Raw genomic sequence first — 25,862 nt, forward strand, 5'->3', positions numbered from 1 at the left:
CGCGCAGTCAACAACGCTGCGGGTTGAAAGATGCAGGGGAGAGTTGCATTTGTCCGCCAGTTTGCATAGATTTGGGCGTTTTCGTGCGCGGATCGCCTGCCATTTCTTCTCCGGTGTGTTTCACCCGGGGGCGGTGGGTGAGCGGCGCGCCGGTTTTCAGGCAGTTTTATCAGGCAACAATTATGACCGCTACTGCGCAGCAGCTTCAGTTTATTAAAGACAGTATCAAAACCATCCCGGATTATCCGAAGCCGGGCATCCTGTTCCGCGACGTGACCAGCCTGCTGGAAAACCCGTTGGCCTACGCCGCCAGCATTGAGCTGCTGGTTGAGCGCTATCGCGAAGCGGGCGTGACCAAGGTGGTGGGTACCGAAGCGCGTGGTTTCCTGTTCGGCGCGCCCGTCGCGCTGGCATTGGGCGTCGGTTTCGTGCCGGTACGCAAACCGGGCAAACTGCCGCGCGCCACGCTCAGCGAAAGCTATGAGCTGGAGTACGGCACCGACAAGCTGGAGATCCACACCGACGCCATCACCGCGGGTGACAAAGTGCTGGTGGTGGACGATCTGCTGGCGACCGGCGGCACCATCGAAGCGACCACCAAACTGATCCGCCGCCTGGGCGGTGAAGTGAAAGATGCCGCGTTCATCATCAACCTGCCGGATCTGGGCGGGGAAGCGCGTCTGAACAAGCTGGGCATCGACTGCTACTGCCTGGTGGACTTCGCCGGCCATTGAGGCGGCATCGCCCCTTGGGCACAACGGCCTCGCGGATCGCCGCGGGGCTGTGTTAGCATGACCCTCCAGATTCCTCGACTTCTCCGGTATTAATGAGCTATCAGGTTCTCGCCCGTAAGTGGCGCCCTCAAACGTTCGCAGACGTGGTCGGCCAGGAACATGTCCTGACCGCGCTGGCCAACGGCCTCTCGCTGGGGCGGATCCATCACGCCTATCTGTTCTCGGGCACCCGCGGCGTGGGGAAAACCACCATCGCGCGCCTGCTGGCCAAAGGCCTGAACTGTGAAACCGGCATCACCGCCACGCCGTGCGGCCAATGCGACAACTGCCGCGAGATCGAGCAGGGGCGCTTCGTCGATCTGATCGAGATCGATGCCGCTTCCCGAACCAAGGTGGAAGATACCCGCGATCTGCTGGACAACGTCCAGTACGCGCCGGCGCGCGGCCGCTTCAAGGTCTACCTGATCGACGAAGTGCACATGCTCTCGCGCCACAGCTTCAACGCGTTGCTGAAGACGCTGGAAGAGCCGCCGCCGCACGTCAAATTCCTGTTGGCCACCACCGATCCGCAAAAGCTGCCGGTGACCATTCTCTCGCGCTGCCTGCAGTTCCACCTCAAGGCGCTGGATGTCGATCAGATCCGCCAGCAGCTGGAAACGGTGCTGACGGCGGAGCAGATCACCAGCGACGCTCGCGCGCTGCAGCTGCTGGCGCGCGCCGCCGACGGCAGCATGCGCGATGCGCTGAGCCTGACCGATCAGGCGATCGCTATGGGGCAGGGGCAGGTGACCGCCGCCACCGTCAGCCAGATGCTCGGCACGCTCGATGACGAGCAGCCGCTGGCGATCCTCGAAGCGCTGGTCAGCGCCGACGGCGAAAAGGTGATGGCGCAGGTCGCGCAGGCCGCTTCGCGCGGCGTGGACTGGGAAAACCTGCTGGTGGAGACGCTGGCGCTGCTGCACCGCATTGCGATGGTGCAGCTGCTGCCTTCGATGCTCGACAACCACTACGCGGCCGTGGAACAACGGCTGCGCGAGCTGGCGCGCACTTTGCCGCCGGCCGATGTGCAACTTTACTACCAGACGCTGCTGGTGGGCCGCAAAGAGCTGGCCTATGCGCCGGATCGCCGCATGGGGGTTGAGATGACCCTGCTGCGCGCGCTGGCGTTTCACCCGAAAGCGGTGATCCCGGAGCCGGTGGCGTTGGTGCAGACCGCGCCGGCACCGATGGCGCAGCCGCAGGCCGCCGCAGCGCAACAGCCACCGCAGTTTCAGGACGCGCCGCCGCCGCTAGGGCAGCCGGCCGCGCCACCGCGACAATCATCGACCCCATTACCGGATGCCACCGCCCAGCTGTTGAAAGCGCGGTCCCAGCTGCAGCGGCAGCAGGGAGCATCCACACCAAAAAAGAATGAGCCGGCGGCGCCAGGAATAGCGCGGCCGGCAAACTCGGCGCTGGGGCGTTTGGCTTCCGTGACCGAGCGTAGCCAGCAGCGTCTGGCAGAGAAGAAGGTGCCGGAAAAACCGGCCAAGCCGGAAGCCTATCGCTGGCGCGCGCAGACCGAGCCGGAAGCGGCGCCGGAACCGCTGGCGACGCCGAAAGCGCTGCGCACGGCGTTGGAGCACGAGAAAACGCCGGAGCTGGCCGCCAAGCTGGTGGTGGAGTCGCTGGAGCGCGACGCCTGGGCGGCGGAAATCGACAGGCTGAAGATCCCGAAACTGGTGCAGCAGCTGGCGTTGAACGCCTTCAAGCAGCAGCCGGAAGCGGGCAAGATTTGCCTCCATCTGCGGTCTTCGCAGCGTCATCTGAATTCGCCTTCGGCGCAGAAGACGTTGGCCGAAGCGCTCGGTGAGCTGTACGGCAGCCCGATCGAGCTGACCGTGATAGAGGACGATAATCCGGCGGAGCGCACCCCGCTGGAGTGGCGACAAGCCATCTATGAAGAAAAGCTGGCGCAGGCGCGCCAGTCCATCGTTGCGGATACCCATATTCAGACGCTGTGCCGGTTCTTCGACGCGGATCTGGATGAAGAGAGTATCCGCCCCCTTTAAACGCCGCGCGAGGTGCGCGGCCCTAGCGACGAGAGACGACTATGTTTGGTAAAGGCGGTCTGGGCAACCTGATGAAGCAAGCCCAGCAAATGCAAGAAAAAATGCAGCAGATGCAGGAAGAAGTCGCCAAATTGGAAGTGACCGGCGAGTCTGGCGCGGGCCTGGTGAAAGTCACCATCAACGGCGCGCACAACTGCCGCCGCGTGGAGATCGATCCTAGCCTGATGGAAGACGACAAAGACATGCTGGAAGATCTGATCGCCGCCGCGTTTAACGACGCCGCGCGCCGCATCGAAGAGACCCAGAAAGAGAAAATGGCTTCCGTCTCCAGCGGCATGCAGTTGCCGCCTGGCTTCAAGATGCCGTTCTGATGCAAACCAGCCCGCTCCTTGAATCCCTGATGGAGGCGCTGCGCTGCCTGCCGGGCGTCGGCCCGAAATCGGCGCAGCGCATGGCGTTTCAGCTGCTGCAGCGCGATCGCAGCGGCGGCATGCGCCTGGCGCAGGCGTTGACGCGCGCGATGTCGGAGATCGGCCACTGTGCCGATTGCCGCACCTTCACCGAGCAGGACGTTTGCACCATCTGCGCCAATCCGCGCCGTCAGCAAAACGGCCAGATTTGCGTGGTGGAAAGCCCGGCGGATATCCACGCCATCGAGCAGACCGGCCAGTTCGCCGGGCGCTACTTTGTGCTGATGGGCCATCTGTCGCCGCTGGACGGCATCGGTCCGGGCGATATCGGTCTGGATCGCCTGGAGCAACGGCTGGAAAAGGAAAGCATCACCGAAGTGATCCTCGCCACCAACCCGACGGTGGAAGGGGAAGCGACCGCCAACTACATCGCCGAGATGTGCGGCCAGTATGGCGTGCTCGCCAGCCGTATCGCCCACGGCGTGCCGGTGGGCGGCGAGCTGGAAATGGTCGACGGCACCACGCTGTCGCATTCGCTGGCCGGGCGTCACGCCATCAAGTTCTGATGTTTTCCCGGACGGGGCCATTCGGCCCCGTCTTTTTTTTGCCAAAAATCTCCCGCCGTCCGCTTGAAAAACAAGACCCTGACCCTCATCTGATCCTCATTGTTCGATTTTGGTAGCCATTGTCTTTTGAGGTAATCAATGAGTATGAAAGGTCAAGAAACCCGCGGGTTCCAGTCTGAAGTAAAACAGCTGCTTCATTTGATGATCCATTCGCTGTACTCCAACAAAGAAATTTTCCTGCGCGAGCTGATTTCCAACGCCTCTGACGCCGCCGACAAGCTGCGCTTCCGCGCCCTGTCCGCGCCAGAGCTGTACGCCGGCGACGGCGAGCTGCGCGTACGCTTGTCCTTCGATAAAGAGCAGCGCACCCTGACCATCGCCGACAACGGCATCGGCATGCGCCGCGAAGAAGTGATCGAAAACCTCGGCACCATCGCCAAGTCCGGCACCAAAGCGTTCCTGGAATCCATTGGTTCCGACCAGGCGAAAGACAGCCAGCTGATCGGCCAGTTCGGCGTCGGTTTCTACTCGGCGTTCATCGTGGCGGACAAAGTGACCGTGCGCACCCGCGCCGCCGGCGCCGCCGATGACGAAGGCGTGTTCTGGGAGTCCGCCGGCGAAGGCGACTACACCATCGCCGATATCACCAAAGAGACCCGCGGCACCGAAATCACCCTGCATCTGCGCGAAGGCGAAGATGAGTACCTCGACGCCTGGCGCCTGCGCTCGGTGATCGGCAAATATTCCGATCACATCGCCTTGCCGGTAGAGATCGAAAGCAAAAACGAAGAGGACGACACCGTCACCTGGGAGAAGATCAACAAGGCGCAGGCCCTGTGGACCCGCAGCAAGGCGGACGTGACCGACGAAGAGTACAAAGAGTTCTACAAGCACATCGCCCACGATTTCACCGATCCGCTGAGCTGGAGCCACAACCGGGTGGAAGGCAAGCAGGAGTACACCAGCCTGCTGTATATCCCGGCGCAGGCGCCGTGGGACATGTGGAACCGCGATCACAAGCACGGCCTGAAGCTGTACGTGCAGCGCGTGTTCATCATGGACGACGCCGAGCAGTTCATGCCGAACTACCTGCGCTTCGTGCGTGGCCTGATCGATTCCAACGATCTGCCGCTGAACGTGTCGCGCGAGATCCTGCAAGACAGCCGCGTGACGCAAAACCTGCGCGGCGCGCTGACCAAGCGCGTGCTGCAGATGCTGGATAAGCTGGCCAAAGACGACGCCGAAGGCTACCAGAAATTCTGGCAGCAGTTCGGTCTGGTGCTGAAAGAGGGCCCGGCGGAAGACAACGGCAACCAGGAAGCGATCGCCAAGCTGCTGCGCTTTGCCTCCACCCACGGCGACAGCTCGGCGCAGACCGTGTCGCTGGAAGAGTACGTCGGCCGCATGGCGGAAGGGCAGGAGAAGATTTACTACATCACCGCCGACAGCTACGCCGCCGCCAAGAGCAGCCCACACCTGGAGCTGTTCCGCAAGAAAGGCATCGAAGTGTTGCTGCTGTCCGATCGCATCGACGAGTGGATGATGAGCTACCTGACCGAGTTCGACGGCAAGCCGTTCCAGTCGGTCAGCAAAGCGGATGAAACGCTGGATAAATTGGCGGATGAAACCGAAGAGCAGAAGGCCGCCGAGAAGCAGCTGGAACCCTTCATCGAACGCGTGAAAACCCTGCTGGGCGAGCGCGTGAAGGATGTACGCCTGACGCACCGCCTGACCGATACGCCGGCGATCGTGGTAACCGACGCCGACGAAATGAGCACCCAGATGGCCAAGCTGTTCGCCGCCGCCGGCCAGCAGGCGCCGGAGGTGAAGTACATTTTCGAGCTTAATCCGGAGCATGCGTTGGTCAAACGAGCATCCGACGTGGGCGATAACGAACATTTTGCCGAATGGATCGACCTGTTATTGGATCAGGCGCTGCTGGCTGAACGCGGCACGCTGGAGGATCCGAACCTGTTCATCCGTCGCATGAATAAGTTGCTGTCCGCCTAAAGCTGAAGATATGCGCCCTTAACGGCACCGTTAGGGGCGCATTGCCTATTTTTCCCCGCTTTTTCTCGCCTTTTGCTTGCCCGCTTTTTTGCACATTCCGCAATCGATTTCCTTCGCGCGCCTTGAGCCTGCCCCCCCTGAAATGGTATCGTTGAGCGTTTTCGCAATTTTATAAAAACTACATAGCAAGGGGATTTACGCAATGCGTATCATTCTGCTGGGCGCTCCGGGCGCTGGTAAAGGTACTCAGGCTCAATTCATCATGGAGAAATACGGCATTCCGCAAATCTCCACCGGTGATATGTTGCGCGCAGCCGTGAAGGCCGGCAGTGAACTGGGCAAGCAGGCGAAAGAGATCATGGACGCCGGCAAGCTGGTGACCGATGAGCTGGTGATCGCGCTGGTCAAAGAGCGCATCGCTCAGGAAGATTGCCGCAAGGGCTTCCTGCTGGACGGTTTCCCACGCACCATTCCGCAGGCTGACGCGATGAAAGAAGCCGGCATCAACGTGGACTTCGTGCTGGAGTTCGACGTGCCGGACGAGCTGATCGTTGACCGCATCGTTGGCCGCCGCGTGCACGCGCCGTCCGGCCGCGTATACCACGTGAAGTTCAATCCGCCGCAGGTGGAAGGCAAAGACGACGTGACCGGCGAAGAGCTGACCACGCGCAAGGACGATCAGGAAGAGACCGTGCGCAAGCGCCTGGTGGAATACCATCAGATGACCGCGCCGCTGATCTCTTACTACAGCAAAGAAGCGGCAGCGGGTAACACCCAATACCGCAAAATCGACGGCACCCGCAAGGTCGCCGAAGTGAGCGCAGAGCTGGCGACCATCCTCGGTTGATCGCAAGCGGATTGTGCATGACGCCGGGCCTGTGGCCCGGCGTTTTTTTTTGCCGTTTTCCCGCCAAATTGTGATCGCGGCGGCTTGTTGCGGCCGTGCCCATTAATCGCCCGCGCCAAATGGCGTATAACAAGCCTGCGTTTTCACCCTCAGCAGGGAGCCGGGCATGCTCAGACAAACCAATCTTCTGGCGGAAGCCACCGCGCGCCAGATCGTCCAGCGGGCGATGGGCATCATCAGCCATTCCGTCAACGTGATGGACAGCAACGGTGTGATCATCGCCTCCGGCAACCCGCAGCGCCTGTTCCAGCGCCATGAAGGCGCGGTGCTGGCGCTGGCCGAGAATCGGGTGGTGGAAATCGACCGCGCCACCGCCGAGCATCTGAAGGGTGTGCGGCCCGGCATCAACCTGCCGTTCAGCTTTCGCAACCAGCGGGTGGGGGTGATCGGCATCTCCGGCGAACCGGCCGAGGTGCGCGCCTACGCCGAGCTGGTGAAGATGGCGGCGGAGTTGATGGTGGAGCAGGCGGCGCTGCTGGATCAGCACCAGTGGGAAAAGCGCTACCGGGAAGAGCTGGCGAATCAGCTGCTGCAGCCGCAGCCGAACACCGCGTCGCTGCAAGCGATGGCGGCGTATCTGGGATTGGATCTGCGCCAGGCGCGCATCGTGTGGATCGTCGAGCTGCAAGAGGCGCAGCCGTACCTGCTGCGCGAGCTGCTGGCGGAGCTGGAGGCCACCCAGCGCGATGCGTTGATCGCCATTACCGGCTTCAATGAAATGACCCTGCTGCGCCCGGCCTGCATGGCGCAGGGTGAATGGAGCCTGAAGCTGGAACGCCAGCAGGCGCAGCGTTTGCAAAACCAACTCAAACACCGCTTTCGGGTGCGCTTGATCGTCGGCGGTTTTTATGACGATCCGCAGAGCGCCTACCGTTCCAGCCTGACGGCGCGCGCCACCCAGGCGATGGCGCAGCGCCTGAAACTGCGTCACGCCACGCTGTTCTACCACGACTACCCGCTGCCGTCGCTGTTGTGCGATCTGGGGGAGGACTGGCGCGCGCAGGAGCTGGGGCGCCCCTGGCGGACGCTGGGCGAACAGGACGAAAAAGGCGTGCTGCGCGGCACGCTGCGCCACTATTTTTCGCAGAATTGTGATCAGACGCAGACCGCCGCGCAGCTGCATATCCACGTCAATACCCTGCGCTATCGCCTGCAGCGCATCGAAGCGATAACCGGCATGAAAATCAATCAATTAACCGACACTCTGCGGTTGTATATCGGCATGCTGATGCACGACTGAGTTGTGCCAACCCACAAATTCTACGCCGTTCACCCGGCGATTTTTTGTTGTTTCCCCTCAGGCCAACGCCGGGCGCGCGGGATATGTTGGCCTGCACATCAACCACGGAGAAAACAACAATGACAACCGTATCCACGCTGGGGGCGCTGGTGGCGTTAGCCGTCGCCATCGTCCTGATTCTACGCAAGGTGCCACCGGCTTACGGCATGATCGCCGGCGCGCTGGCGGGCGGGCTATGCGGCGGCGCCGACCTGGTGCAGACCGTAACGCTGATGATCGGCGGGGCGCAGGGCATCACCAACGCCGTGATGCGCATTCTGGCGGCGGGGGTGCTGGCCGGAGTGCTGATCGAATCCGGCGCGGCGCACACCATCGCCGAAACCATCGTGCGCAAGGTGGGCGAAACCCGTGCGCTGCTGGCGCTGGCGGTGGCTACACTGATCCTGACGGCGGTGGGGGTATTTATCGACGTGGCGGTGATCACCGTCGCACCGATCGCGCTGTCGATCGCCCAGAAGGCCGGCATTTCGCGCGCGGCGATCCTGCTGGCGATGATCGGCGGTGGCAAGGCCGGCAACGTGATGTCACCTAACCCGAACACCATTGCGGCGGCGGACAACTTCCACGTGCCGCTCACTTCGGTAATGATGGCCGGCATCGTGCCGGGGCTGTGCGGCCTGGTGGTGGCCTATCTGCTGGCGCGTCGCCTGAGCGATAAAGGCAGCAAAGTGATGGCCGAAGAGCTGACTCAGCATGCCGAAGGGGCGCGGCCGGGCTTCGCTGCGGCGATCAGCGCGCCGCTGGTGGCGATCCTGCTGCTGTCGCTGCGGCCGATCGCCGGTATCGCCGTCGATCCGCTGATCGCGCTGCCGGCCGGCGGGTTGGCGGGCGCGCTGCTGATGGGGCGTATCCGCCAGTGCAATCATTTTATGGTCTCCGGCCTGTCGCGCATGGCACCGGTGGCGATCATGCTGCTCGGCACCGGCACGCTGGCGGGCATTATCGCCAACTCGGCGCTGAAGGATGTCTTGATTAACGGCTTAACGCACACCGGGCTGCCGGCCTGGCTGCTGGCGCCGCTGTCCGGCGCGCTGATGTCGATGGCGACCGCATCGACCACCGCCGGCACCGCCGTGGCTTCCGGGGTGTTCAGCTCTACGCTGCTCGAGCTGGGTGTGAGCGGGCTGGCCGGCGCGGCGATGATCCATGCGGGCGCCACGGTGCTGGATCACCTGCCGCACGGCAGCTTCTTCCACGCTACCGGCGGCAGCGTCAATATGGCGGTGCACGAGCGGCTGAAGCTGTTGCCGTATGAAACGCTGGTGGGATTCACCATCGCGACGATCTCGGCGCTGATGTTTGGCGTATTTAACCTGGCGGGATAAGGAACAGTGATGAAAACGCTGAAAAAAGTGGTTATTGCCCCGGATTCTTTCAAAGAGAGCCTGAGCGCGCTCGGCGTTGCCGACGCCATCGAGCGGGGATTCCGCCAAATTTATCCGCAGGTGCACTACGTGAAGCTGCCGATGGCGGACGGCGGCGAAGGCACGGTGGAGTCGATGGTGGCGGCCACCGGCGGCGAAATCGTCCAGGTGACGGTCACTGGGCCGCTGGGGGAGCCGGTGCAGGGGTTCTATGGCCTGCTGGGCGACGGCGAAACCGCAGTGATTGAAATGGCCGCCGCCTCCGGGCTGCATCTGGCGCCGCCCGGCCGGCGCGATCCGCGCATCACCACCAGTTACGGCACCGGCGAACTGATGCTGGCGGCGCTGGAGCGCGGCGTGAAGGCGATCATTCTCGGCATCGGCGGCAGCGCCACTAACGACGGCGGCGCCGGGATGATGCAGGCGCTGGGCGTTAAATTGTTGGATAAGGATCGCCGGCCGCTGCCGGTGGGCGGGGCGGCCCTGGCGCAGCTGGCGCACCTCGATCTCGCCGGGCTTGATGCGCGTTGGCAACGGGTGAGCGTAACCGCCGCCTGCGACGTCGATAACCCGCTGTGCGGCGAAAAGGGCGCCTCGGCGGTGTTTGGGCCGCAGAAGGGGGCGACGCCGGAGATGGTGGCGCAGCTCGATGCGGCACTGCATCACTATGGCGAACTGCTGGAACGAGAAACCGGCCGCGCCGTGCTCACCCAGCCGGGCGCGGGAGCGGCGGGCGGCATGGGGGCGGCGCTGCTCGGCATGCTCAGCGCGCGCTTGCGGCCGGGCATCGAGATCGTCACCGAAACCCTGCGTCTGGATGAGGCGGTGCGCGATGCCGATTTGGTGATCACCGGCGAAGGGCGGCTGGACAGCCAGTCGATCCACGGCAAAACGCCGATCGGCGTGGCGCGGGTGGCCAAGCGCCACGGGGTGCCGGTGATCGCCATCGCCGGCAGCCTGACGCCGGATTACCAGGTGGTGCATCAACACGGCATCGACGCGGCGTTTTCGGTGCTCGACCGCATCGTGACGCTGGAAGAAGCGCTGGCGGACGCCGATCGCAATCTGCAGGTGACGGCGCGCAACGTGGCGGCGGTGTGGCAACTGGCGCAAAGGGAAGGCCCACAGGCATAGCCTGTTGCTGTTATCGGTTTCGACGCAGGACTTTTCCGTTACAATAGCCGGCATTAATGGCTGCTGACATCCCGACCCAGAACGGAATGCCGGCCGGAAAGGAAATGAGGGGAACTGAGATGAAGCAAGAGAAACACGGCGTATTGCTGGTGAACCTGGGCACACCAGATGCGCCGACCTCGTCGGCGGTCAAACGCTATCTGAAGGAATTCCTCAGTGACGATCGCGTGGTCGATACGGCGCCGCTGATCTGGTGGCCGATCCTCAACGGCGCGATCTTGCCGATCCGTTCGCCGCGCGTGGCGAAGCTGTATCAGTCGGTGTGGATGGAAGAGGGCTCGCCGCTGCTGGTGTACAGCCGCCGCCAACAGCGGGCGCTGGCGGCGCGCATGCCGAATACGCCGGTGGAGCTGGGCATGAGCTACGGCTCGCCGAGCCTGGCGGAAGCCATCGACAAGCTGCTGGCGCAGGGCGTGACCAACCTGGTGGTGCTGCCGCTCTATCCGCAATATTCCTGTTCCACCAGCGCGGCGGTATGGGATGGCGTGGCGCGGGTGCTGAAAGGCTATCGCCGTTTGCCTTCTGTGGCCTTCATCCGCGATTACGCCGAACATCCGGCCTACATCGCCGCGCTGCAGCAAAGCGTGGAGCGCTCGTTCGCCGAGCACGGCCAGCCGGATCGGCTGGTGCTGTCGTTCCACGGTATTCCCAAACGTTATGCGCGCCTGGGCGACGACTACCCGCAGCGCTGCGAGGACACCCTGCGTGCGTTGAGCGCCACGCTGCCGCTGGCGCCGGAACGCGTGATGATGACGTACCAATCGCGCTTCGGCCGCGAGCCGTGGCTGACGCCATACACCGATGAGACCCTGAAGGGGCTGCCGGCGCAGGGCGTGAAGCACATTCAGCTGATTTGCCCGGGTTTCTCGGCGGACTGCCTGGAAACGCTGGAAGAGATCAAAGAACAGAACCGCGAGATCTTCCTCAAGGCCGGCGGCGAGAAGTTTGAATATATCTCGGCGTTGAACGACGAGCCGGCGCATATCGATATGATGCAGCAGCTGGTGGCACAGCGCCTGTAATCATCCATAATCTGTCTATTAGATGCATCGTGATCGGGCGGGGATGTGTTAACATTCTCCGCTTGTTAAACCGTCACCACCGCCAATCACATGAAATTTCCTGGTAAACGCAAGTCCAAACACTATTTCCCGGTGAGCGCCCGCGATCCGCTTCTGCAGCAGGCCCAGCCCGAAAGTGAAATCAGCACCTCGTATATCGTCGGCATCGATCAGACGCTGGTGGATATCGAGGCGAAAGTGGACGACGCTTTTGTCCAGCGCTACGGCCTGAGCCTGGGCCACTCTCTGGTGATCGAAGACGACGTCGCCGAGGCGCTGTATCAGGAACTGAATGACAACAACCTGGTTACCCATCAGTTCGCCGGCGGCACCATCGGCAATACCATGCACAACTATTCGGTGCTGGCGGACGATCGCTCGGTGCTGCTCGGCGTGATGTGCAGCAACGTGAAAATCGGCAGCTATGCCTACCGTTACCTGTGCAATACCTCCAGCCGTACCGATCTTAACTATCTGCAGGGCGTTGATGGCGCCATCGGCCGCTGTTTCACGCTGATTGGCGAGAGCGGCGAGCGCACCTTCGCCATCAACCCGGGCCAGATGAACCAGCTGCGCCCGGAAAGCATTCCTGAAGAGGTGATCGCCGGCGCGTCGGCGCTGGTGCTGAGCTCTTATCTTGTGCGCTGCAAGGAAGGGGAGCCGATGAAGGCCGCCACTCTGCAGGCGATCGAATACGCCAAAAAACACGACGTGCCGGTGGTATTGACGCTGGGCACCAAGTACGTGATCGCCGACAACCCGCAGTGGTGGCGCGACTTCCTGAAGGAAAACGTGACGATTCTGGCGATGAACGAAGACGAAGCGCTGGAGCTGACCGGGCTGAGCGATCCGTTGACCGCCTCGGACATGGCGCTGGAGTGGGTGGATCTGGTGCTGTGCACCGCCGGGCCGAACGGCCTGTATATGGCGGGCTACACCGAAGAGGCCAACAAGCGCCAGACCCAGCACCCGCTGCTGCCGGGGCATATCGCCGAGTTCAACCGCTACGAATTCAGCCGCGCCATGCGCCGTGAACACTGTGAAAATCCGCTGCGCGTTTATTCGCACATCGCGCCGTATATGGGCGGGCCGGAGAGGATCATGAACACCAACGGCGCCGGCGACGGCGCGCTGTCGGCGTTGCTGCACGATATTGCCGCCAACGGCTATCACCGCCATAACGTGCCGAATTCCAGCAAGCACGTGCGCAGCTACCTGACTTATTCCTCCCTGGCGCAGGTGTGCAAATACGCCAACCGCGTCAGCTACCAGGTGTTGAACCAGCATTCGCCGCGCCTCACCCGTGGCCTGCCGGAGCGGGAAGACAGCCTGGAAGAGTCCTACTGGGAGCGTTAACCCGCTGAAAAAGAAAAGGTCCGGCAATGCCGGACCTTTTTTTGTGCGCCGTGGCGCTTCAGATCGGACAGCCGCCCATTTTTTCTTCTTCGCTCAGGGTGTCCAGCTGCAGGATGTTCAGCATGCTGTTGGCGATCTCCCGTTCGCCCATCACCACCTGATTAGCGCCGCGATCGGTGATGTAGGCCACTTCGTCGTCGTAGTGGGCGCGGGCGATGATCTCGATGTTCGGCCGCTTGGCGCGCGCCGAGGCGACGATCTCGCCGGCCTCATAGCCGTTGGGGATGGTCAGCAGCAGCCAGCGCGCGCAGTCGAGCCGCGCCAGATCCATCACTTCCGGATTGGCGGCGTTGCCCAGCACCGTCTTGATGCCCTGTTCGCGCAGCGCTTCCACCCGTGGGCGGGAGTTCTCGATCACCACCAGCGGAATGCCCGCCTCGGCCAGTTTGCCGCCCAGCAGGCTGCCGACACGGCCATAGCCGACCACCAGCGCGTGGTTGCACATGTCCACCGGGATCTGCTTCTCTTCTTCCACCGCCTCTTCGAGAATTTGCTCTTCGATGGTTTCGGTTTTGGCCAGATAGCGCTCCAGCAGGGTGAACAGCAGCGGGTTGAGCATGATGGACAGAATGGCGCCGGCCAGCACCAGATTGCGCCCGTGTTCCGACATCATGCCGAGCGCGATGCCGAGGCCCGCCAGAATAAAGGCGAACTCGCCGATCTGCGCCAGGCTGGCGGAAATGGTCAGCGCGGTGCGCTTGGAATGACCGAACATTTTCACCAGCAGGAACGCGGCGGCAGATTTGCCGAACACGATGATTGCCAGCGTCGCCAGCACCGCCAGCGGTTCGTTAATCACGATCATCGGATCGAACAGCATGCCGACCGAGACGAAGAACAGCACCGCGAACGCGTCGCGCAGCGGCAGAGTGTCGTGCGCCGCGCGGTGGCTCAGTTCGGACTCGTTCAGCACCATGCCGGCGAAGAAGGCGCCCAGCGCGAAGGAGACGTCGAACAGCTTCACCGCGCCGTAGGCGATGCCGAGCGCCAGCGCCAATACCGCCAGGGTGAACAGCTCGCGCGAGCCGGTGCTGGCGGTTTTCGACAGGATCCACGGCACCAGGCGGCGGCCGACCACGATCATCAACGCAATGAAGGCGATGACCTTACCGATGGTCAGCGCCAGCTCCATCAGCAGCTGGCTGCTGCTGGCGTTGTCGTTGCCCAGCATGTTGCCGAAGGCGGGCAGCAAGACCAGCGTCAGCACCATCGCCAAATCTTCTACGATCAGCCAGCCGATGGCGATTTGCCCGCGCTGGCTGTCGATCAGCTGCCGTTCCTCCAGGGCACGCAGCAGCACCACGGTGCTGGCGGTGGAGAGGCAGAGGCCGAACACCAGGCCGGAGATCAGATCCCAGCCGAGCAGCTTGGACAGCCCCATACCGAGCAGGGTAGCGACGGCTATCTGCGCCACGGCGCCGGGAATGGCGATAGATTTTACTGCGAGGAGGTCTTTCAAAGAGAAGTGCAGGCCAACACCGAACATCAACAGGATAACGCCGATTTCCGCCAGTTCCGGCGCCAGTGAGGTATCGGCGACGAAACCGGGGGTGAACGGGCCGGCGAGCACCCCTGCGGCCAGATACCCCACCAGAGGGGAGATGCGCAGGCGGTTCGCCAGCATGCCGAGGAGGAAGGCGAGTACTAACCCTCCGACGATGGTGGTGATGAGCGGTGTTGAATTATGCATCCATACTCCTTCTGGCTATGCATCGCGGCACGGGAGAAACGCAACAAAGTTACGAAAAGATACATTTAGTTTATTGCATTTGTTCGCGGCTTGCTTGGCTAATTTGGCCTTTTTTGTAAAAAAGCAGAGGATTTCACTTAAGGCACGGCAATGAGGAGATTTTGTGTCAGATAAGCCAAATAACATTGGTTTATCCGTGGGATAACCCGGATGAATAAATAATTTCATCCGGGCATTCAGCGGGGTTATTGCGCTTTATGCTCCATATTGGGCAGTAGCGCCGTGATAATGCCGATCAGCGGCAGGAAAGCACAGATTTGGTAGACCAGCTCGATACTGGTCAAATCGGCGACATAACCAAGAACTGCCGCACCTAATCCACCCATACCGAAAGCAAAACCGAAGAATAAGCCGGAAACCATGCCGACTTTACCGGGGATCAGCTCCTGCGCATAGACCAGGATGGCGGAGAACGCCGAGGCGAGAATAACCCCGATGATCACCGTCAAAATGCCGGTCCAATACAGGGATGCGTAGGGTAAAATAAGGGTAAACGGCGCGGCGCCGAGAATGGAGCCCCAAATAACATATTTACGCCCTATCTTGTCGCCGAGAGGCCCGCCGATAATGGTACCTGCCGCCACCGCGAACAGGAAGGCGAACAGGTGAATCTGTGCATTCTGCACCGAAACGCCGAACTTATGTATCAGATAAAAGGTGTAATAGCTGCTGATGCTGGCCAGATAGAAATATTTGGAGAAAATCAGCACCAGCAGGATGCCCAGCGAGTAGGCAACGGTACGTTTTGGCAGCGGTTTCAGCAGCGACGGGCTTTTCGGCTGCCCTTTAGTTGCCCGGTGCTGATGTTGATACCACTTGCTGACCTGTAGCAACACCACGATCGCCAGCAGCGCCGCCAGCGTGAACCAGGCGACGTTGCCCTTGCCGTAAGGCGCGATGATCAGCGCCGCCAGCAGCGGGCCGAGCGAGCTGCCGAAGTTGCCGCCGACCTGGAACAGCGACTGTGCCAGGCCATGCCGCCCGCCGGAGGCCATGCGCGCCACGCGCGAGGATTCCGGGTGGAACACCGATGAGCCGGTGCCCACCAGCGCCGCCGCCAGCAGCACCAGCGGGAAGGTGCTCGCCACCGACAGCAGCAGCAGGCCGGACAGGGTAAAGCCCATGCCGATCGGCAGCGAGTAAGGCTGCGGGTGTTTATCGGTGTAATAGCCAATCAGCGGCTGCAGCAGCGAGGCCGTCAGCTGATAGGTCAGGGTAATCATGCCGATCTGTACGAAGCTGAGGTGAAAATCGGCTTGCAGGATCGGGTAAATCGCCAGGATCAGCGACTGGATCATATCGTTGAGCAGGTGAGACACGCTGATGGCGCCAAGGATGGAGAAGGCGGTTCCCTTCACCGCGCTGCCCTTGGCGGGCGGCATCGCGCTTTGGCTACTGTCGGTCATATTATTATTAGCCTGATAAGTTGTTGAGCACAGAGATGACATCTTAGGCAGGGCGCGCAATTTTTACCATATCTGAAATAATCAGACTCACATCGCAAAAATTTGAAATCAGCTGTCATTAATTCGCGCTACAATTTCGCCCTCATCATAAAAGCCATTTAATACACGGAGATCCGCCATGCGCTTTTCGCTGAAAACCACCGCATGCGCGTTGGCCGTTTCCCTGACGTTGCTGTCGGGGGCCGCCAGTGCCTGGGAAAAGGATAAGACCTACGCCATCACCATTCTGCACACCAACGATCATCACGGTCACTTCTGGCAGAACGATCACGGCGAATACGGCCTGGGCGCGCAGAAAACGCTGGTGGACGGCATTCGTCAGGAAGTGGCGGCGCAGGGCGGCAGCCTGTTGCTGCTGTCGGGCGGCGATATCAACACCGGCGTGCCGGAATCGGATCTGCAGGACGCCGAGCCGGACTTCCGCGGCATGAACCTGGTGGGGTACGACGCGATGGCGATCGGCAATCACGAATTCGACAACCCGCTGAGCGTACTGCGCCAGCAGGAAAAATGGGCGACCTTCCCGCTGCTGTCCGCCAACATCTATCAGAAAAGCACCGGCCAGCGGCTGTTCAAGCCTTACGCCTTGTTCGACAAGCAGGGCATCAAGATCGCGGTGATCGGCCTGACGACCGACGACACCGCGAAAATGGGCAACCCAGAGTACTTTACCGACATTGAATTCCGCGTGCCGGCGCCGGAGGCGAAGCGGGTGGTGGAACAATTGCGCAAGGACGAGAAGCCGGACGTGATCATCGCCGCTACCCACATGGGGCACTATGACAACGGCGAACACGGCTCCAACGCGCCGGGCGACGTGGAGATGGCGCGCAGCCTGCCGGCCGGGTATCTCGACATGATCGTCGGCGGCCACTCGCAGGATCCGGTGTGCATGGCCGGCGACAACCGTAAGCAGGTGGATTATGTGCCGGGCACGCCGTGCTCGCCGGATCGCCAGAACGGCACCTGGATCGTGCAGGCGCATGAGTGGGGCAAATACGTGGGCCGCGCCGACTTCGAATTCCGCAACGGTGAGCTGAAGCTGGTGCATTATCAGCTGATCCCGGTGAACCTGAAGAAGAAGGTGGAGAAGGCGGACGGCACCAGCGAGCGCGTGTATTACACCCAGCAGATCGCGGAAGATCCGACCATGATGAAGCTGCTGACGCCGTTCCAGGAGAAGGGCAAGGAGCAGCTGAGCGTGAAGATCGGCAGCGTTAACGGCAAGCTGGAGGGCGATCGCAGCAAGGTGCGCTTCGTGCAAACCAACCTGGCGCGGGTGATGTTGGCCGCGCAGAGGGAGCGCGCCGATGCCGACTTCGCGGTGATGAGCGGCGGTGGGGTGCGTGATTCCATTGAAAGCGGCGATATCACCTACAAAAACGTGCTCAAGGTACAGCCGTTCGGCAACACCCTGGTGCATGTCGATATGAAAGGCCGCGAGGTTGAGCAGTACCTGGCGGTAGTGGCCAACATGAAGCCGGATTCCGGCGCCTACGCCCAGTTCGCCAACGTCAGCCTGGTGGCGGACGGCAAGGGCGTCAGCGAGGTGAAGATCAACGGCCAACCGCTGCAGGCGGATAAAACCTACCGCATGGCGACGCTGAACTTCAACGCGCTGGGCGGCGACGGCTATCCGAAGCTGGACGGGCTGCCGAGCTACGTCAACACCGGCTTTATCGATGCCGAGGTGCTCAAGCAGTACATCGAGAAACACTCGCCGCTGGATGCGGCGGCTTATGAACCGAAGGGCGAGATCGTTTATCGCTAATCGCCACCGCAGCGGCCTGCTCCCCATGGGCAGGCCGCCTGTTTTCCCGCCGAAATCCTCCTTCAAACGCACGCAAAAGTCGCCGCCGCCGCCTTCCAATGATAGCCTGAGCAACAATTTGGTTTTGATAACGCAAGCAGGGAGATGACATGTTGAAAACCGCAGGCTGGCTGCTGCCCGCCATCCTGGCGCTGGCGGGGTGTTCGTCATCCGGCCAACGCCATGAGCAAACGCTCAGCCAGGCGCTGGCGGCCATCGGCCAAGACAAGGCGCTGGTTGGCGCGTCGAGCGGCGTGATGGTGCGTGATGCCGACAGCGGCACCGTGCTGTATCAGGCGCACGCGCAGCAGCGCCTGGCGCCGGCTTCCAACATGAAGATGTTCACTTCTCTGGCGGCGTTCGGCGTGCTGGGGGCGGATTACCGGTTTGAAACCCGGCTGCTGACCACCGGCGAGCAGCGCGGCGACACCTTGCAGGGGGATCTCTATCTGCAGGGCAGCGGCGATCCGACGTTGCACCCTGACGATCTCGACACCTTCGCCGCCACGCTGGCGCAGCGCGGCATTCGCCATATTCATGGGCGGCTGATCCTGGACGCCAGCGCGTTCGATCAAACGCCCTTCGGCGCCGGCTGGAGCTGGGACGACGAACCCTTCGCTTTCGGCGCGCCGATCTCGGCGCTGAACTACGCCTTTACCCCCGGTGGCGATATCAACGTGGTGCGGGTGGACGTGCAGCCGGGTGCCCGCGCCGGTGCGCCAGGGCGGGTGGGTTTCTATCCCGTCAATGACGCGGTGACGCTGGTCAACCGCACCACCACCGGCGGCGACACCGCACTGACGTTCGATCGCCAGCCGGGCAGCAACCGAATCGTGGTCAGCGGCACCATCGCCGCGCAGGCGGAGACCCGCTCGCGATTGATCACCGTCGATCAACCGGCCCGCGTGATCGGCGCCTTATTGCAACATGCGCTGCGCGCGCACGGCATCACGCTGCGCGGTAACGCGGAAGAGGGCGTGACCCCTGCCGATGCCCGGTTGCTGGCCGAAAAAACCTCGCCGCCGCTCTCTCGCCTGGCCGTCACCTTCCTGAAGGTGTCCAACAACGGTTACGGCGAGGTACTGACCAAGGCGATGGGCCGCAAGACGCAGGGCAAGGGGGATTGGGCCGCCGGCCTGCAGGCGATCGGCCAGTTTGTGCAAAGCCAGGGCATCGCGGCCGGCGCGTACCGTCAGGTAGACGGTTCCGGGCTGTCGCGCATGAACCAAATCACGGCGCAGCAGCTGACGACGCTGCTGCTGGCAGCCAGGAAACAGCCGTGGTTTGCCGCCTGGTATAACGCCTTGCCCATCGCGGGCCAGCCGGGGTTGCTGGTGGGCGGTACGCTGCAGAGCCGCATGGTGAAGACGGCGGCGGCGGGCCGCGCCCACGCCAAGAGCGGTTCCATGACCGGGGTCTCGTCGCTCAGCGGCTATGTCGACTCGGCGACCGGACGGCCGCTGGCGTTCGCCATCATCAGCAACAACTATCTGGTGCCCGGCGCGGAGGTGAAGGCGCTGGAGGACCGCCTGGTCGAGACGCTGGCGGCCTGTGACGCCACGGTAGTGTGCCGCTGAGCGCGCGGCGTCAGTCGCGCTTGGCGATGTCGGCGAAGCTGCCGGCCAGCAGGCGGCACAGATCGGCGGCGGCCAGCTCGATGTCCAGCCCGCGTTTGCCGCCGGAAACGTAGATGGTGGCGAACGTTTGCGCCGGGCTGTCGATCACCGTCGGCAGCCGTTTTTTCTGCCCCAGCGGGCTAATGCCGCCCACCAGATACCCGGTGACGCGCTGCGCCAGCTGCGGATCGGCCATCTCGGCCTTTTTGGCGCCGAGGGCGCGGGCGACCTTTTTCAGATCCAGCTGGGTGGCGACCGGCGTGACCGCCACCGCCAGGTGTTTGGCGTCGCCGTTCAGCGCCACCAGCAAGGTTTTGTAAACCCGATCGGCATCCAGCCCCAGCTTTCTCACCGCTTCGTCGCCGAAATTAGTTTCGTCGCTGTCGTGGTGATACGGATGAAGGGTAAAGGTGACCTTTTGTTTTTCGAGCAGAACGACTGCGGGCGTCATGATGTGTTGTCCAGAATGCCCCCTGCGGGGGAAGGGTGATAACCAGCTTTAAAAATACAAAAATCCGACCTGCCCGGCAACCTGAGCGGCTGTTACATAAAGCGGGTTGCCAAGATATTCACCGGGTTGCTACCCTGTTTACTGTAACCGTTAACACGGTTGCTATGCGTATAACTAGAATACAAGAAATTCCTCTTTGACTGGCCAATAGCGATATTGGCCTCTTTTTTAGCCCTGCGGCTGCAGCATCGCCGGCAGGTTATCCTCGCCGTACAGGTGCAATGCGCCAACCGCCACCACATAGTCCCCGGCCGGCAGCGCCTCCAACTGACGCCGCCAGTCGCGATTGCGCTGATGCATCAGCACGTCGTACAGCCCGGCGCTGAAGGTGGCGGGCAGGGTGTCCAGCGTGCCGCGCGGTTTGGCGTCCAGCCACCAGCTCACCATGGTTTGCAGCAGCCGCGCGTTGGTGTGCCAGTGCTCCAGCGTATCGCGCAGCAGCGCAATGCCGCCTTCCGGCAGCTGTTCCAGCATCGCCAGCTGCTGCTGCGCCCCTTCCAGCTCGATCACCGGTTTGTCCTGCGCCCGGGCGGCCTGCAGCAGCTGATAGTCCACGCCGTACTCTGCCCGCAGCCCCAGGCGCTGAGCCTGGCGCGCCTGCATCATCAGCGCGACCTGCCAGCCGGGCAGGGTGGCGAAGGCGTATGGATCGGCGCCCAGCTCATGGCACAGCGCCAGCAGCCGTTGATATTCTTCGGCGGACAGGCGCTGTTCCAGCGCCGGCTGCAGCTCGGCGTGGTCGAAAGGCGAGGCGGAATCGGTGATATCGGCTTCGACAATCAGCGCGTCGGCCTGTTGCAGCCGGGCGGCCAGCCGGGGCGGCAACGGCGACATATCGACGGTGCCCATATGGATGCTGCCCACCAGATGCAGCCGACGATCGCCCGGCAGAGTGATGTCCAACGCCGGATAAGCGTAACGTTTGGGCGAGATCAGGCCGAGAAAGGCGGCGAGGCGGCGTAACAGTTGACCCATACGGCGTGGCTCCTGAATAACGGGTGCGCGTTTCAGCATGAAAGGCGAGGGAAAATCGTCATTCATGCTAAACGCTATCCGCCGCGCAGGAAAGCCCGGAAAACAGCGGGGCGCCATGACGGCGCCCCGGCGATCACTTCCTGGGTTTAAAACGCAGCAGCCGGTTGGCGTTGCTGACTACGGTAATCGACGACAGCGCCATCGCCGCGCCTGCCACTACCGGGCTAAGCAGCGTGCCGGTCAGCGGGTAGAGCACGCCCGCGGCGATCGGGATACCCAGCGTATTGTAGATAAAGGCGCCGAACAGGTTCTGCTTCATGTTGCGCAGGGTGGCCTTCGACAGCGCTACCGCATCCGCCACGCCGTGCAGGCTGTGGCGCATCAGGGTGATGGCGGCGGTTTCGATGGCGATGTCGCTGCCGCCACCCATCGCGATGCCCACGTCGGCCTGCGCCAGCGCCGGGGCGTCGTTGATGCCGTCGCCGACCATCGCCACGCGCTGGCCCTGCGCCTGCAGCTGCTTGATCGCCGCCGCTTTGCCGTCCGGCAGCACCCCGGCAATCACCCGATCGATGCCGGCTTCTTTGGCGATGGCGTTGGCGGTCACCGGGTTGTCGCCGGTCAGCATCACCAGCTGATAGCCCTGCTGGTGCAGGCGCTGCAGCGCCGCGACGCTGTCCTCGCGCAGCGGATCGCGAATGGCGAACAGTGCGGCCGGTTTACCGTTAACGGCCAGCAGCACCGGCGTCACGCCGCGTTCGGCCTGGGCGCGCATCGGCGCTTCCAGTTCGGCGGTCGCAACCTGATGCTGCTCCAGCAGCGCGGCGTTGCCCAGCAGCACCGGCACGCCATCGATCTCCCCGCTGACGCCGGCGCCGCGCAGGGTGCGGAACTGCGCGACCTGCGGCAGCGTTTGCCCGGCGGCGCGTTCCATGATGGCGCGCGCCAGCGGGTGGTTGGAACCTTGCTCCAGCGCGGCGGCCCAGCCGATCGCCTGCTGCTCGCTGACCTGATTGAAGGTCAGGATCTCCACCACCTGCGGTTTCCCTTCGGTCAGGGTGCCGGTTTTGTCGAACACCAGGGTGTCCAGCTGGCTGGCCTGCTGCAGGGCGTCGGCGTCGCGTACCAGCACGCCGAACTCCGCCGCGCGGCCGACGCCGGAGATGATCGACATCGGCGTCGCCAATCCCAAGGCGCACGGACAGGCGATGATCAGCACCGTGGTGGCGATCACCAGCGTGTAGACCAGCTGCGGCTGCGGACCGAAGAAGTACCACATCGCCGCGCTGAACAGGGCGATCGCCACCACCGCCGGCACGAACACCGCCGAGACGCGGTCGGCCAGTTGGCCGATCGCCGGTTTACTGCTCTGCGCCTGACGCACCAGTTTGATGATGCGCGCCAGCGTGGTTTGGCTGCCGATAGCGGCGGCGCGGAACAGCACGCTGCCGTCGTCGACCACCGTCCCGGCATGCACCGTATCGCCGGCACCTTTCTGCTGCGGCACCGCTTCGCCGGTCAGCATCGCTTCATCGAGCCAGACTTCACCCTGCACGATTTCACCGTCGACCGGCACGCGATCGCCGGTGGTCAGCCGCAGCGTCATGCCGAGCTGCACCTCCGCCAGCGGAATATCGCGCTCGCCGTCGTCGGTTACCAACCGCGCGGTAGGCGGCGTCAGATCCAGCAACCGCTCCAGCGCCTGCGAAGAACGCTGACGGGCGCGCTGCTCCAGCGCATGGCCGAGGTTGATCAAACCGATGATCATCGCGCTGGCCTCGTAATAGAGGTGGCGCGCCTCCATCGGGAAGAAATCGGGCCAAATGTTGACGGCGATCGAGTAAAGCCAGGCAGCGCCGGTGCCGAGCGCCACCAGGGTGTCCATGGTGGCGCTGCCGTTCATCAGCGCGCGCCAGGCGTTGCGGTAGAAGTGCCCACCGGCGAACACCATCACTGCCAGGGTGATGACGCCGACCAGCAGCCAGGGTCGCTGGGTCTCCGGCGTCAGCGTCATGCTGCCGCCTAACAGCCCCCAGGCCATCAGTGGGATACCCAACGCCAGACCCAGCGCCGCCTGCCAGCTAAAGCGCTTCATGTTGGCGCGTGCGGTCTGCTGCTGGCGCTCGCGGCGTTCGGTTTCATCCTGAATCATTTCGGCGCCGTAGCCGGCTTTTTCCACCGCCGCCACCAGCGCCTGCGCATCGACGGCGCCGGTCACCAGCGCGCTGCGTTCCGCCAGGTTGACGCGCGCATGCTCTACGCCGGGAACGCTTTGCAGCGCCTGCTGCACTTTATTGACGCAGCTGGCGCAGGTCATGCCGCTGAGCAGCAGCTGTACGCTGTCGTCCGCGCCGTCGGTTGCCGGAAGGGGAGATTGCGCCGCTGGCTGAACGTCCGGCAACGAAGGTGTTGCGTCAGTCAACGGCTCAGTTTTTGGGGCGACGGCGCCCGCTACGCTGGCGTGATAGCCGGCATCTTCCACCGCGGCGATCAGCGCCTGCGGATCGGCATCGCCGTATACTTTCGCGCCGTCGATAGCGACATCGGCGGCGAACACGCCCGGCACCGCTTCCAGCGCCTTGCGGGTGGTGCCGACGCAGTGCATGCAGCTCAGGCCGCTCAGCTGCAGTTCGGTATCGGCGTGCGGCGCGACTTCGGCCTGATAGCCGGCGGCGATCACGCTGTCGATCAGCGCGCTGTCCGGCGCGTCGCCGGTCACTTTGGCGTAATGCACGTTAACGTCCGCCTGTTCGACATCGCTGCGGCTTTCCAGGGCTTTTTTCACCCGCTGCGCGCAGTTCATGCAGGACAGCCCCTGCAATGCCAGCATAGTGGTGTGTGACATGATTGAACTCCTTGCTTAAAGGGCGGTGTTTAAAGGTTGACCGCCTGACCTGTTTTCACTAAGAATGGAGCTTAAACCTTCCAGCAAGGGTAAGGTCAAGGAGGGAAAATGAATATTAGCGACGTCGCGAAAAAAACCGGGCTAACCAGCAAGACGATTCGTTTTTACGAAGAGAAAGCGCTGATTACCGCCCCGATCCGCAGCGATAACGGTTATCGCCACTATTCCGCCAGGCACGTTGAAGAGCTGACGCTGCTGCGCCAGGCGCGGCAGGTGGGCTTCAACCTGGACGAGTGCCGCGAGCTGGTGGCGCTGTTCAACGATCCGGCTCGCCACAGCGCGGACGTGAAGGCGCGCACGCTGCAGAAGGTGGCGGAGATCGAAAGGCACATCAGCGAACTGGGCGACATGCGCCAGCGCCTGCTGGCGCTGGCCGACCAATGCCCGGGCGACGAGGGGGCGGAGTGCCCCATCATCAACAACCTGGCGGGGTGTTGTCGTTCGAATTAACGGCTGATGGCGCGGATCACCAGCGTGACGCCTTCCACCGCCACCACTTCTACTTCGGTGCCGGCGGGCAGATCTTCTGCCGCCTGCGCGCGCCAGCTGCTGTCGCCGATATTGATGCGCCCCATACCGTTGTGCATCGGCTCCGTCAGCGTAGCGCGGGTGCCGATCAGCTGGCGGTTGCGCTGGTTGAGCACCGGCGAACCGCCGGATGCGGCCGCCGGGCGCCGGCGCAGCCAGTACCACCACAGGTAGGCGACGACGACGGTCAGGACGGCGAAGATCATGCCCTGCCACGCCCAGGAGAGCGGCGGCAGCAGCCAGATCAGAGCGCCGACCAACAGCGCCGCCACGCCGCTCCACAGCAGGTAGCCGCCGGCGCCGAGCATTTCCGCCGCCAGCAACACGCCCCCGAGGGAGAGCCAAAACCACAGCGGATTCGCCGCGATCAGTTCGAGCATGATTATTTGCCTTTGCTTTCTTTCAGCAGTTCGGTAATGCCGCCGATCGAGCCGAGCAGGCTGCTGGCGTCCAGCGGCATCATCACCACTTTGCTGTTGTTGGAGGAACCGATCTTCTGCAGCGCGTCGGTGTATTTCTGCGCCACGAAGTAGTTCACCGCCTGAATGTTACCGCTGGCGATGGCGTCGGACACCAGCTGGGTAGCGCGCGCCTCGGCCTCGGCGGCGCGTTCACGCGCTTCCGCCTGCAGGAACGCCGACTGGCGTTCGCCCTCGGCCTTCAGGATCTGCGATTGTTTCTCCCCCTCGGCGCGCAGAATGGCCGCCTGGCGCACCCCTTCCGCCTCGAGGATGTCGGCGCGCTTGGTACGTTCGGCCTTCATCTGGGCGTTCATCGAGGCGATCAGTTCCGCCGGTGGCCGCACGTCGCGGATCTCGATACGGGTGATTTTCACCCCCCACGGATTGGTCGCTTCATCGACGATGTGCAGCAGGCGGCTGTTGATGCTGTCGCGTTGCGACAGCATTTCGTCCAGCTCCATCGAGCCGAGCACGGTACGGAAGTTGGTCATGGTCAGGTTGACGATCGCCTGTTCGAGGTTGCTGACCTCGTAGGCGGCGCGCGCCGGATCGACCACCTGGATAAAGCACACCGCGTCGATGGCGACGTTGGCGTTATCGCGGGAAATCACCTCCTGCGAGGGAATGTCCAGCACCTGCTCCATCATGTTGATTTTGCGGCCAATGCGGTCCATGAACGGCACCACCAGGTTCAGGCCCGGCATCAGCGTTTTGGTGTAGCGGCCGAAGCGTTCTACCGTCCATTGGAACCCCTGCGGCACAATTTTGACGCCGGCGAACACCACAATCAGTGCGACGACGATCACGATGGGAATAAAAGTAAGCAT

21 protein-coding genes and 1 other annotated feature are annotated in these 25,862 nt (G+C 62.8%); of the genes, 14 read left to right on the forward strand and 7 right to left on the reverse strand.

From position 1 onward, the window contains the following. Positions 1-182: 182 nt before the first annotated feature. From apt to EKL15_RS08255, 11 genes are all read left to right on the forward strand, one after another. Positions 183-734: an adenine phosphoribosyltransferase gene (gene apt, locus EKL15_RS08205; RefSeq protein WP_019454166.1), complete on the forward strand. Its 552-nt coding sequence runs from the start codon at positions 183-185 to the stop codon at positions 732-734. A gap of 92 nt (positions 735-826) precedes the next feature. Continuing rightward, positions 827-2,785 carry a DNA polymerase III subunit gamma/tau gene (gene dnaX, locus EKL15_RS08210; RefSeq protein WP_060423453.1) on the forward strand — a complete coding sequence of 653 codons (1,959 nt, stop codon included), beginning with the start codon at positions 827-829 and terminating at the stop codon, positions 2,783-2,785. Continuing rightward, positions 2,118-2,182: a sequence feature (DnaX frameshifting element), on the forward strand. It overlaps the preceding gene by 65 nt. A 41-nt stretch (positions 2,786-2,826) precedes the next feature. After that, positions 2,827-3,156, forward strand: coding sequence for a YbaB/EbfC family nucleoid-associated protein (locus EKL15_RS08215; protein WP_025301790.1), 330 nt, complete (start codon positions 2,827-2,829; stop codon positions 3,154-3,156). Beyond that, entirely contained in the window at positions 3,156-3,761 is a 606-nt protein-coding gene (gene recR / locus EKL15_RS08220) for a recombination mediator RecR (RefSeq protein WP_004940263.1), read from the forward strand. Before EKL15_RS08215 ends, recR begins: the two co-directional genes overlap by 1 nt. Positions 3,762-3,905: 144 nt before the next feature. Then, positions 3,906-5,771 (forward strand): molecular chaperone HtpG, encoded by a 1,866-nt coding sequence (gene htpG, locus EKL15_RS08225; protein ID WP_049199924.1) that lies wholly within the window; start codon positions 3,906-3,908, stop codon positions 5,769-5,771. Positions 5,772-5,973: 202 nt separating this feature from the next. Further along, positions 5,974-6,618 carry an adenylate kinase gene (gene adk / locus EKL15_RS08230; protein WP_004940261.1) on the forward strand — a complete coding sequence of 215 codons (645 nt, stop codon included), beginning with the start codon at positions 5,974-5,976 and terminating at the stop codon, positions 6,616-6,618. Between the two features lie 166 nt (positions 6,619-6,784). Next, positions 6,785-7,918: a sugar diacid recognition domain-containing protein gene (locus EKL15_RS08235; protein WP_203089218.1), complete on the forward strand. Its 1,134-nt coding sequence runs from the start codon at positions 6,785-6,787 to the stop codon at positions 7,916-7,918. Positions 7,919-8,037: 119 nt separating this feature from the next. Beyond that, positions 8,038-9,303, forward strand: a complete 1,266-nt coding sequence (locus tag EKL15_RS08240) for a GntP family permease (RefSeq protein ID WP_149571623.1) — start codon at positions 8,038-8,040, stop codon at positions 9,301-9,303. A 9-nt stretch (positions 9,304-9,312) separates the two neighbouring features. Continuing rightward, on the forward strand, positions 9,313-10,476 hold the full coding sequence (locus tag EKL15_RS08245; RefSeq protein ID WP_060440558.1) for a glycerate kinase: 1,164 nt from the start codon (positions 9,313-9,315) through the stop codon (positions 10,474-10,476). Positions 10,477-10,595: 119 nt separating this feature from the next. After that, positions 10,596-11,558: a ferrochelatase gene (gene hemH / locus EKL15_RS08250; protein WP_004940253.1), complete on the forward strand. Its 963-nt coding sequence runs from the start codon at positions 10,596-10,598 to the stop codon at positions 11,556-11,558. Between the two features lie 90 nt (positions 11,559-11,648). Next, positions 11,649-12,953 (forward strand): inosine/guanosine kinase, encoded by a 1,305-nt coding sequence (locus EKL15_RS08255; RefSeq protein WP_049199930.1) that lies wholly within the window; start codon positions 11,649-11,651, stop codon positions 12,951-12,953. Between the two features lie 58 nt (positions 12,954-13,011). Here the strand turns inward: EKL15_RS08255 and ybaL are convergent, their stop codons facing one another. Then, on the reverse strand, positions 13,012-14,703 hold the full coding sequence (gene ybaL / locus EKL15_RS08260; RefSeq protein ID WP_004940247.1) for a YbaL family putative K(+) efflux transporter: 1,692 nt from the start codon (positions 14,701-14,703) through the stop codon (positions 13,012-13,014). Between the two features lie 245 nt (positions 14,704-14,948). Further along, a complete protein-coding gene (locus EKL15_RS08265) occupies positions 14,949-16,169 on the reverse strand; it encodes an MFS transporter (protein ID WP_203089232.1) in 1,221 nt (406 codons plus the stop codon). A 178-nt stretch (positions 16,170-16,347) separates the two neighbouring features. Between EKL15_RS08265 and ushA the strand changes: the two genes are divergently transcribed. Together ushA and dacB are read left to right on the forward strand one after the other, a co-directional pair. Continuing rightward, positions 16,348-18,000 carry a bifunctional UDP-sugar hydrolase/5'-nucleotidase UshA gene (ushA, locus tag EKL15_RS08270; protein WP_070914135.1) on the forward strand — a complete coding sequence of 551 codons (1,653 nt, stop codon included), beginning with the start codon at positions 16,348-16,350 and terminating at the stop codon, positions 17,998-18,000. A gap of 149 nt (positions 18,001-18,149) precedes the next feature. Further along, positions 18,150-19,616, forward strand: coding sequence for a D-alanyl-D-alanine carboxypeptidase/D-alanyl-D-alanine-endopeptidase (gene dacB / locus EKL15_RS08275; RefSeq protein ID WP_203089237.1), 1,467 nt, complete (start codon positions 18,150-18,152; stop codon positions 19,614-19,616). Positions 19,617-19,626: 10 nt separating this feature from the next. Here the strand turns inward: dacB and ybaK are convergent, their stop codons facing one another. From ybaK to copA, 3 genes are all read right to left on the reverse strand, one after another. Further along, the gene (gene ybaK / locus EKL15_RS08280) at positions 19,627-20,106 is read right to left on the reverse strand and encodes a Cys-tRNA(Pro)/Cys-tRNA(Cys) deacylase YbaK (protein ID WP_197785957.1); all 480 of its coding nucleotides are present in this window, start codon (positions 20,104-20,106) and stop codon (positions 19,627-19,629) included. Positions 20,107-20,334: 228 nt separating this feature from the next. Next, complete coding sequence (locus tag EKL15_RS08285; RefSeq protein ID WP_060423470.1) at positions 20,335-21,141, reverse strand: TraB/GumN family protein; 807 nt, start codon at positions 21,139-21,141, stop codon at positions 20,335-20,337. Positions 21,142-21,274: 133 nt separating this feature from the next. Next, positions 21,275-23,986 (reverse strand): copper-exporting P-type ATPase CopA, encoded by a 2,712-nt coding sequence (gene copA, locus EKL15_RS08290; RefSeq protein WP_203089238.1) that lies wholly within the window; start codon positions 23,984-23,986, stop codon positions 21,275-21,277. Between the two features lie 108 nt (positions 23,987-24,094). Here copA and cueR point away from each other — a divergent pair, with 108 nt between their 5' ends. After that, positions 24,095-24,496, forward strand: a complete 402-nt coding sequence (cueR, locus tag EKL15_RS08295) for a Cu(I)-responsive transcriptional regulator (RefSeq protein ID WP_100396200.1) — start codon at positions 24,095-24,097, stop codon at positions 24,494-24,496. Here cueR and EKL15_RS08300 read toward each other — a convergent pair. Both EKL15_RS08300 and EKL15_RS08305 read right to left on the reverse strand, forming a co-directional pair. After that, positions 24,493-24,954 (reverse strand): NfeD family protein, encoded by a 462-nt coding sequence (locus EKL15_RS08300; protein ID WP_025301808.1) that lies wholly within the window; start codon positions 24,952-24,954, stop codon positions 24,493-24,495. The genes cueR and EKL15_RS08300 overlap by 4 nt on opposite strands. Before the next feature lie 2 nt (positions 24,955-24,956). Next, the gene (locus EKL15_RS08305) at positions 24,957-25,862 is read right to left on the reverse strand and encodes an SPFH domain-containing protein (RefSeq protein ID WP_004940203.1); all 906 of its coding nucleotides are present in this window, start codon (positions 25,860-25,862) and stop codon (positions 24,957-24,959) included.

The organism is Serratia sp. 4542 (genome assembly GCF_016805595.1).
In the GTDB taxonomy this organism is placed as follows: domain Bacteria; phylum Pseudomonadota; class Gammaproteobacteria; order Enterobacterales; family Enterobacteriaceae; genus Serratia; species Serratia nevei.

Bases quoted from the DNA above. Each gene is read 5' to 3' on its own strand.
- apt (WP_019454166.1), top strand. From the start codon at position 183: ATGACCGCTACTGCGCAGCAGCTTCAGTTTATTAAAGACAGTATCAAA.
- dnaX (WP_060423453.1), top strand. From the start codon at position 827: ATGAGCTATCAGGTTCTCGCCCGTAAGTGGCGCCCTCAAACGTTCGCA.
- EKL15_RS08215 (WP_025301790.1), top strand. From the start codon at position 2,827: ATGTTTGGTAAAGGCGGTCTGGGCAACCTGATGAAGCAAGCCCAGCAA.
- recR (WP_004940263.1), top strand. From the start codon at position 3,156: ATGCAAACCAGCCCGCTCCTTGAATCCCTGATGGAGGCGCTGCGCTGC.
- htpG (WP_049199924.1), top strand. From the start codon at position 3,906: ATGAAAGGTCAAGAAACCCGCGGGTTCCAGTCTGAAGTAAAACAGCTG.
- adk (WP_004940261.1), top strand. From the start codon at position 5,974: ATGCGTATCATTCTGCTGGGCGCTCCGGGCGCTGGTAAAGGTACTCAG.
- EKL15_RS08235 (WP_203089218.1), top strand. From the start codon at position 6,785: ATGCTCAGACAAACCAATCTTCTGGCGGAAGCCACCGCGCGCCAGATC.
- EKL15_RS08240 (WP_149571623.1), top strand. From the start codon at position 8,038: ATGACAACCGTATCCACGCTGGGGGCGCTGGTGGCGTTAGCCGTCGCC.
- EKL15_RS08245 (WP_060440558.1), top strand. From the start codon at position 9,313: ATGAAAACGCTGAAAAAAGTGGTTATTGCCCCGGATTCTTTCAAAGAG.
- hemH (WP_004940253.1), top strand. From the start codon at position 10,596: ATGAAGCAAGAGAAACACGGCGTATTGCTGGTGAACCTGGGCACACCA.
- EKL15_RS08255 (WP_049199930.1), top strand. From the start codon at position 11,649: ATGAAATTTCCTGGTAAACGCAAGTCCAAACACTATTTCCCGGTGAGC.
- ybaL (WP_004940247.1), bottom strand. From the start codon at position 14,703: ATGCATAATTCAACACCGCTCATCACCACCATCGTCGGAGGGTTAGTA.
- EKL15_RS08265 (WP_203089232.1), bottom strand. From the start codon at position 16,169: ATGACCGACAGTAGCCAAAGCGCGATGCCGCCCGCCAAGGGCAGCGCG.
- ushA (WP_070914135.1), top strand. From the start codon at position 16,348: ATGCGCTTTTCGCTGAAAACCACCGCATGCGCGTTGGCCGTTTCCCTG.
- dacB (WP_203089237.1), top strand. From the start codon at position 18,150: ATGTTGAAAACCGCAGGCTGGCTGCTGCCCGCCATCCTGGCGCTGGCG.
- ybaK (WP_197785957.1), bottom strand. From the start codon at position 20,106: ATGACGCCCGCAGTCGTTCTGCTCGAAAAACAAAAGGTCACCTTTACC.
- EKL15_RS08285 (WP_060423470.1), bottom strand. From the start codon at position 21,141: ATGGGTCAACTGTTACGCCGCCTCGCCGCCTTTCTCGGCCTGATCTCG.
- copA (WP_203089238.1), bottom strand. From the start codon at position 23,986: ATGTCACACACCACTATGCTGGCATTGCAGGGGCTGTCCTGCATGAAC.
- cueR (WP_100396200.1), top strand. From the start codon at position 24,095: ATGAATATTAGCGACGTCGCGAAAAAAACCGGGCTAACCAGCAAGACG.
- EKL15_RS08300 (WP_025301808.1), bottom strand. From the start codon at position 24,954: ATGCTCGAACTGATCGCGGCGAATCCGCTGTGGTTTTGGCTCTCCCTC.
- EKL15_RS08305 (WP_004940203.1), bottom strand. From the start codon at position 25,862: ATGCTTACTTTTATTCCCATCGTGATCGTCGTCGCACTGATTGTGGTG.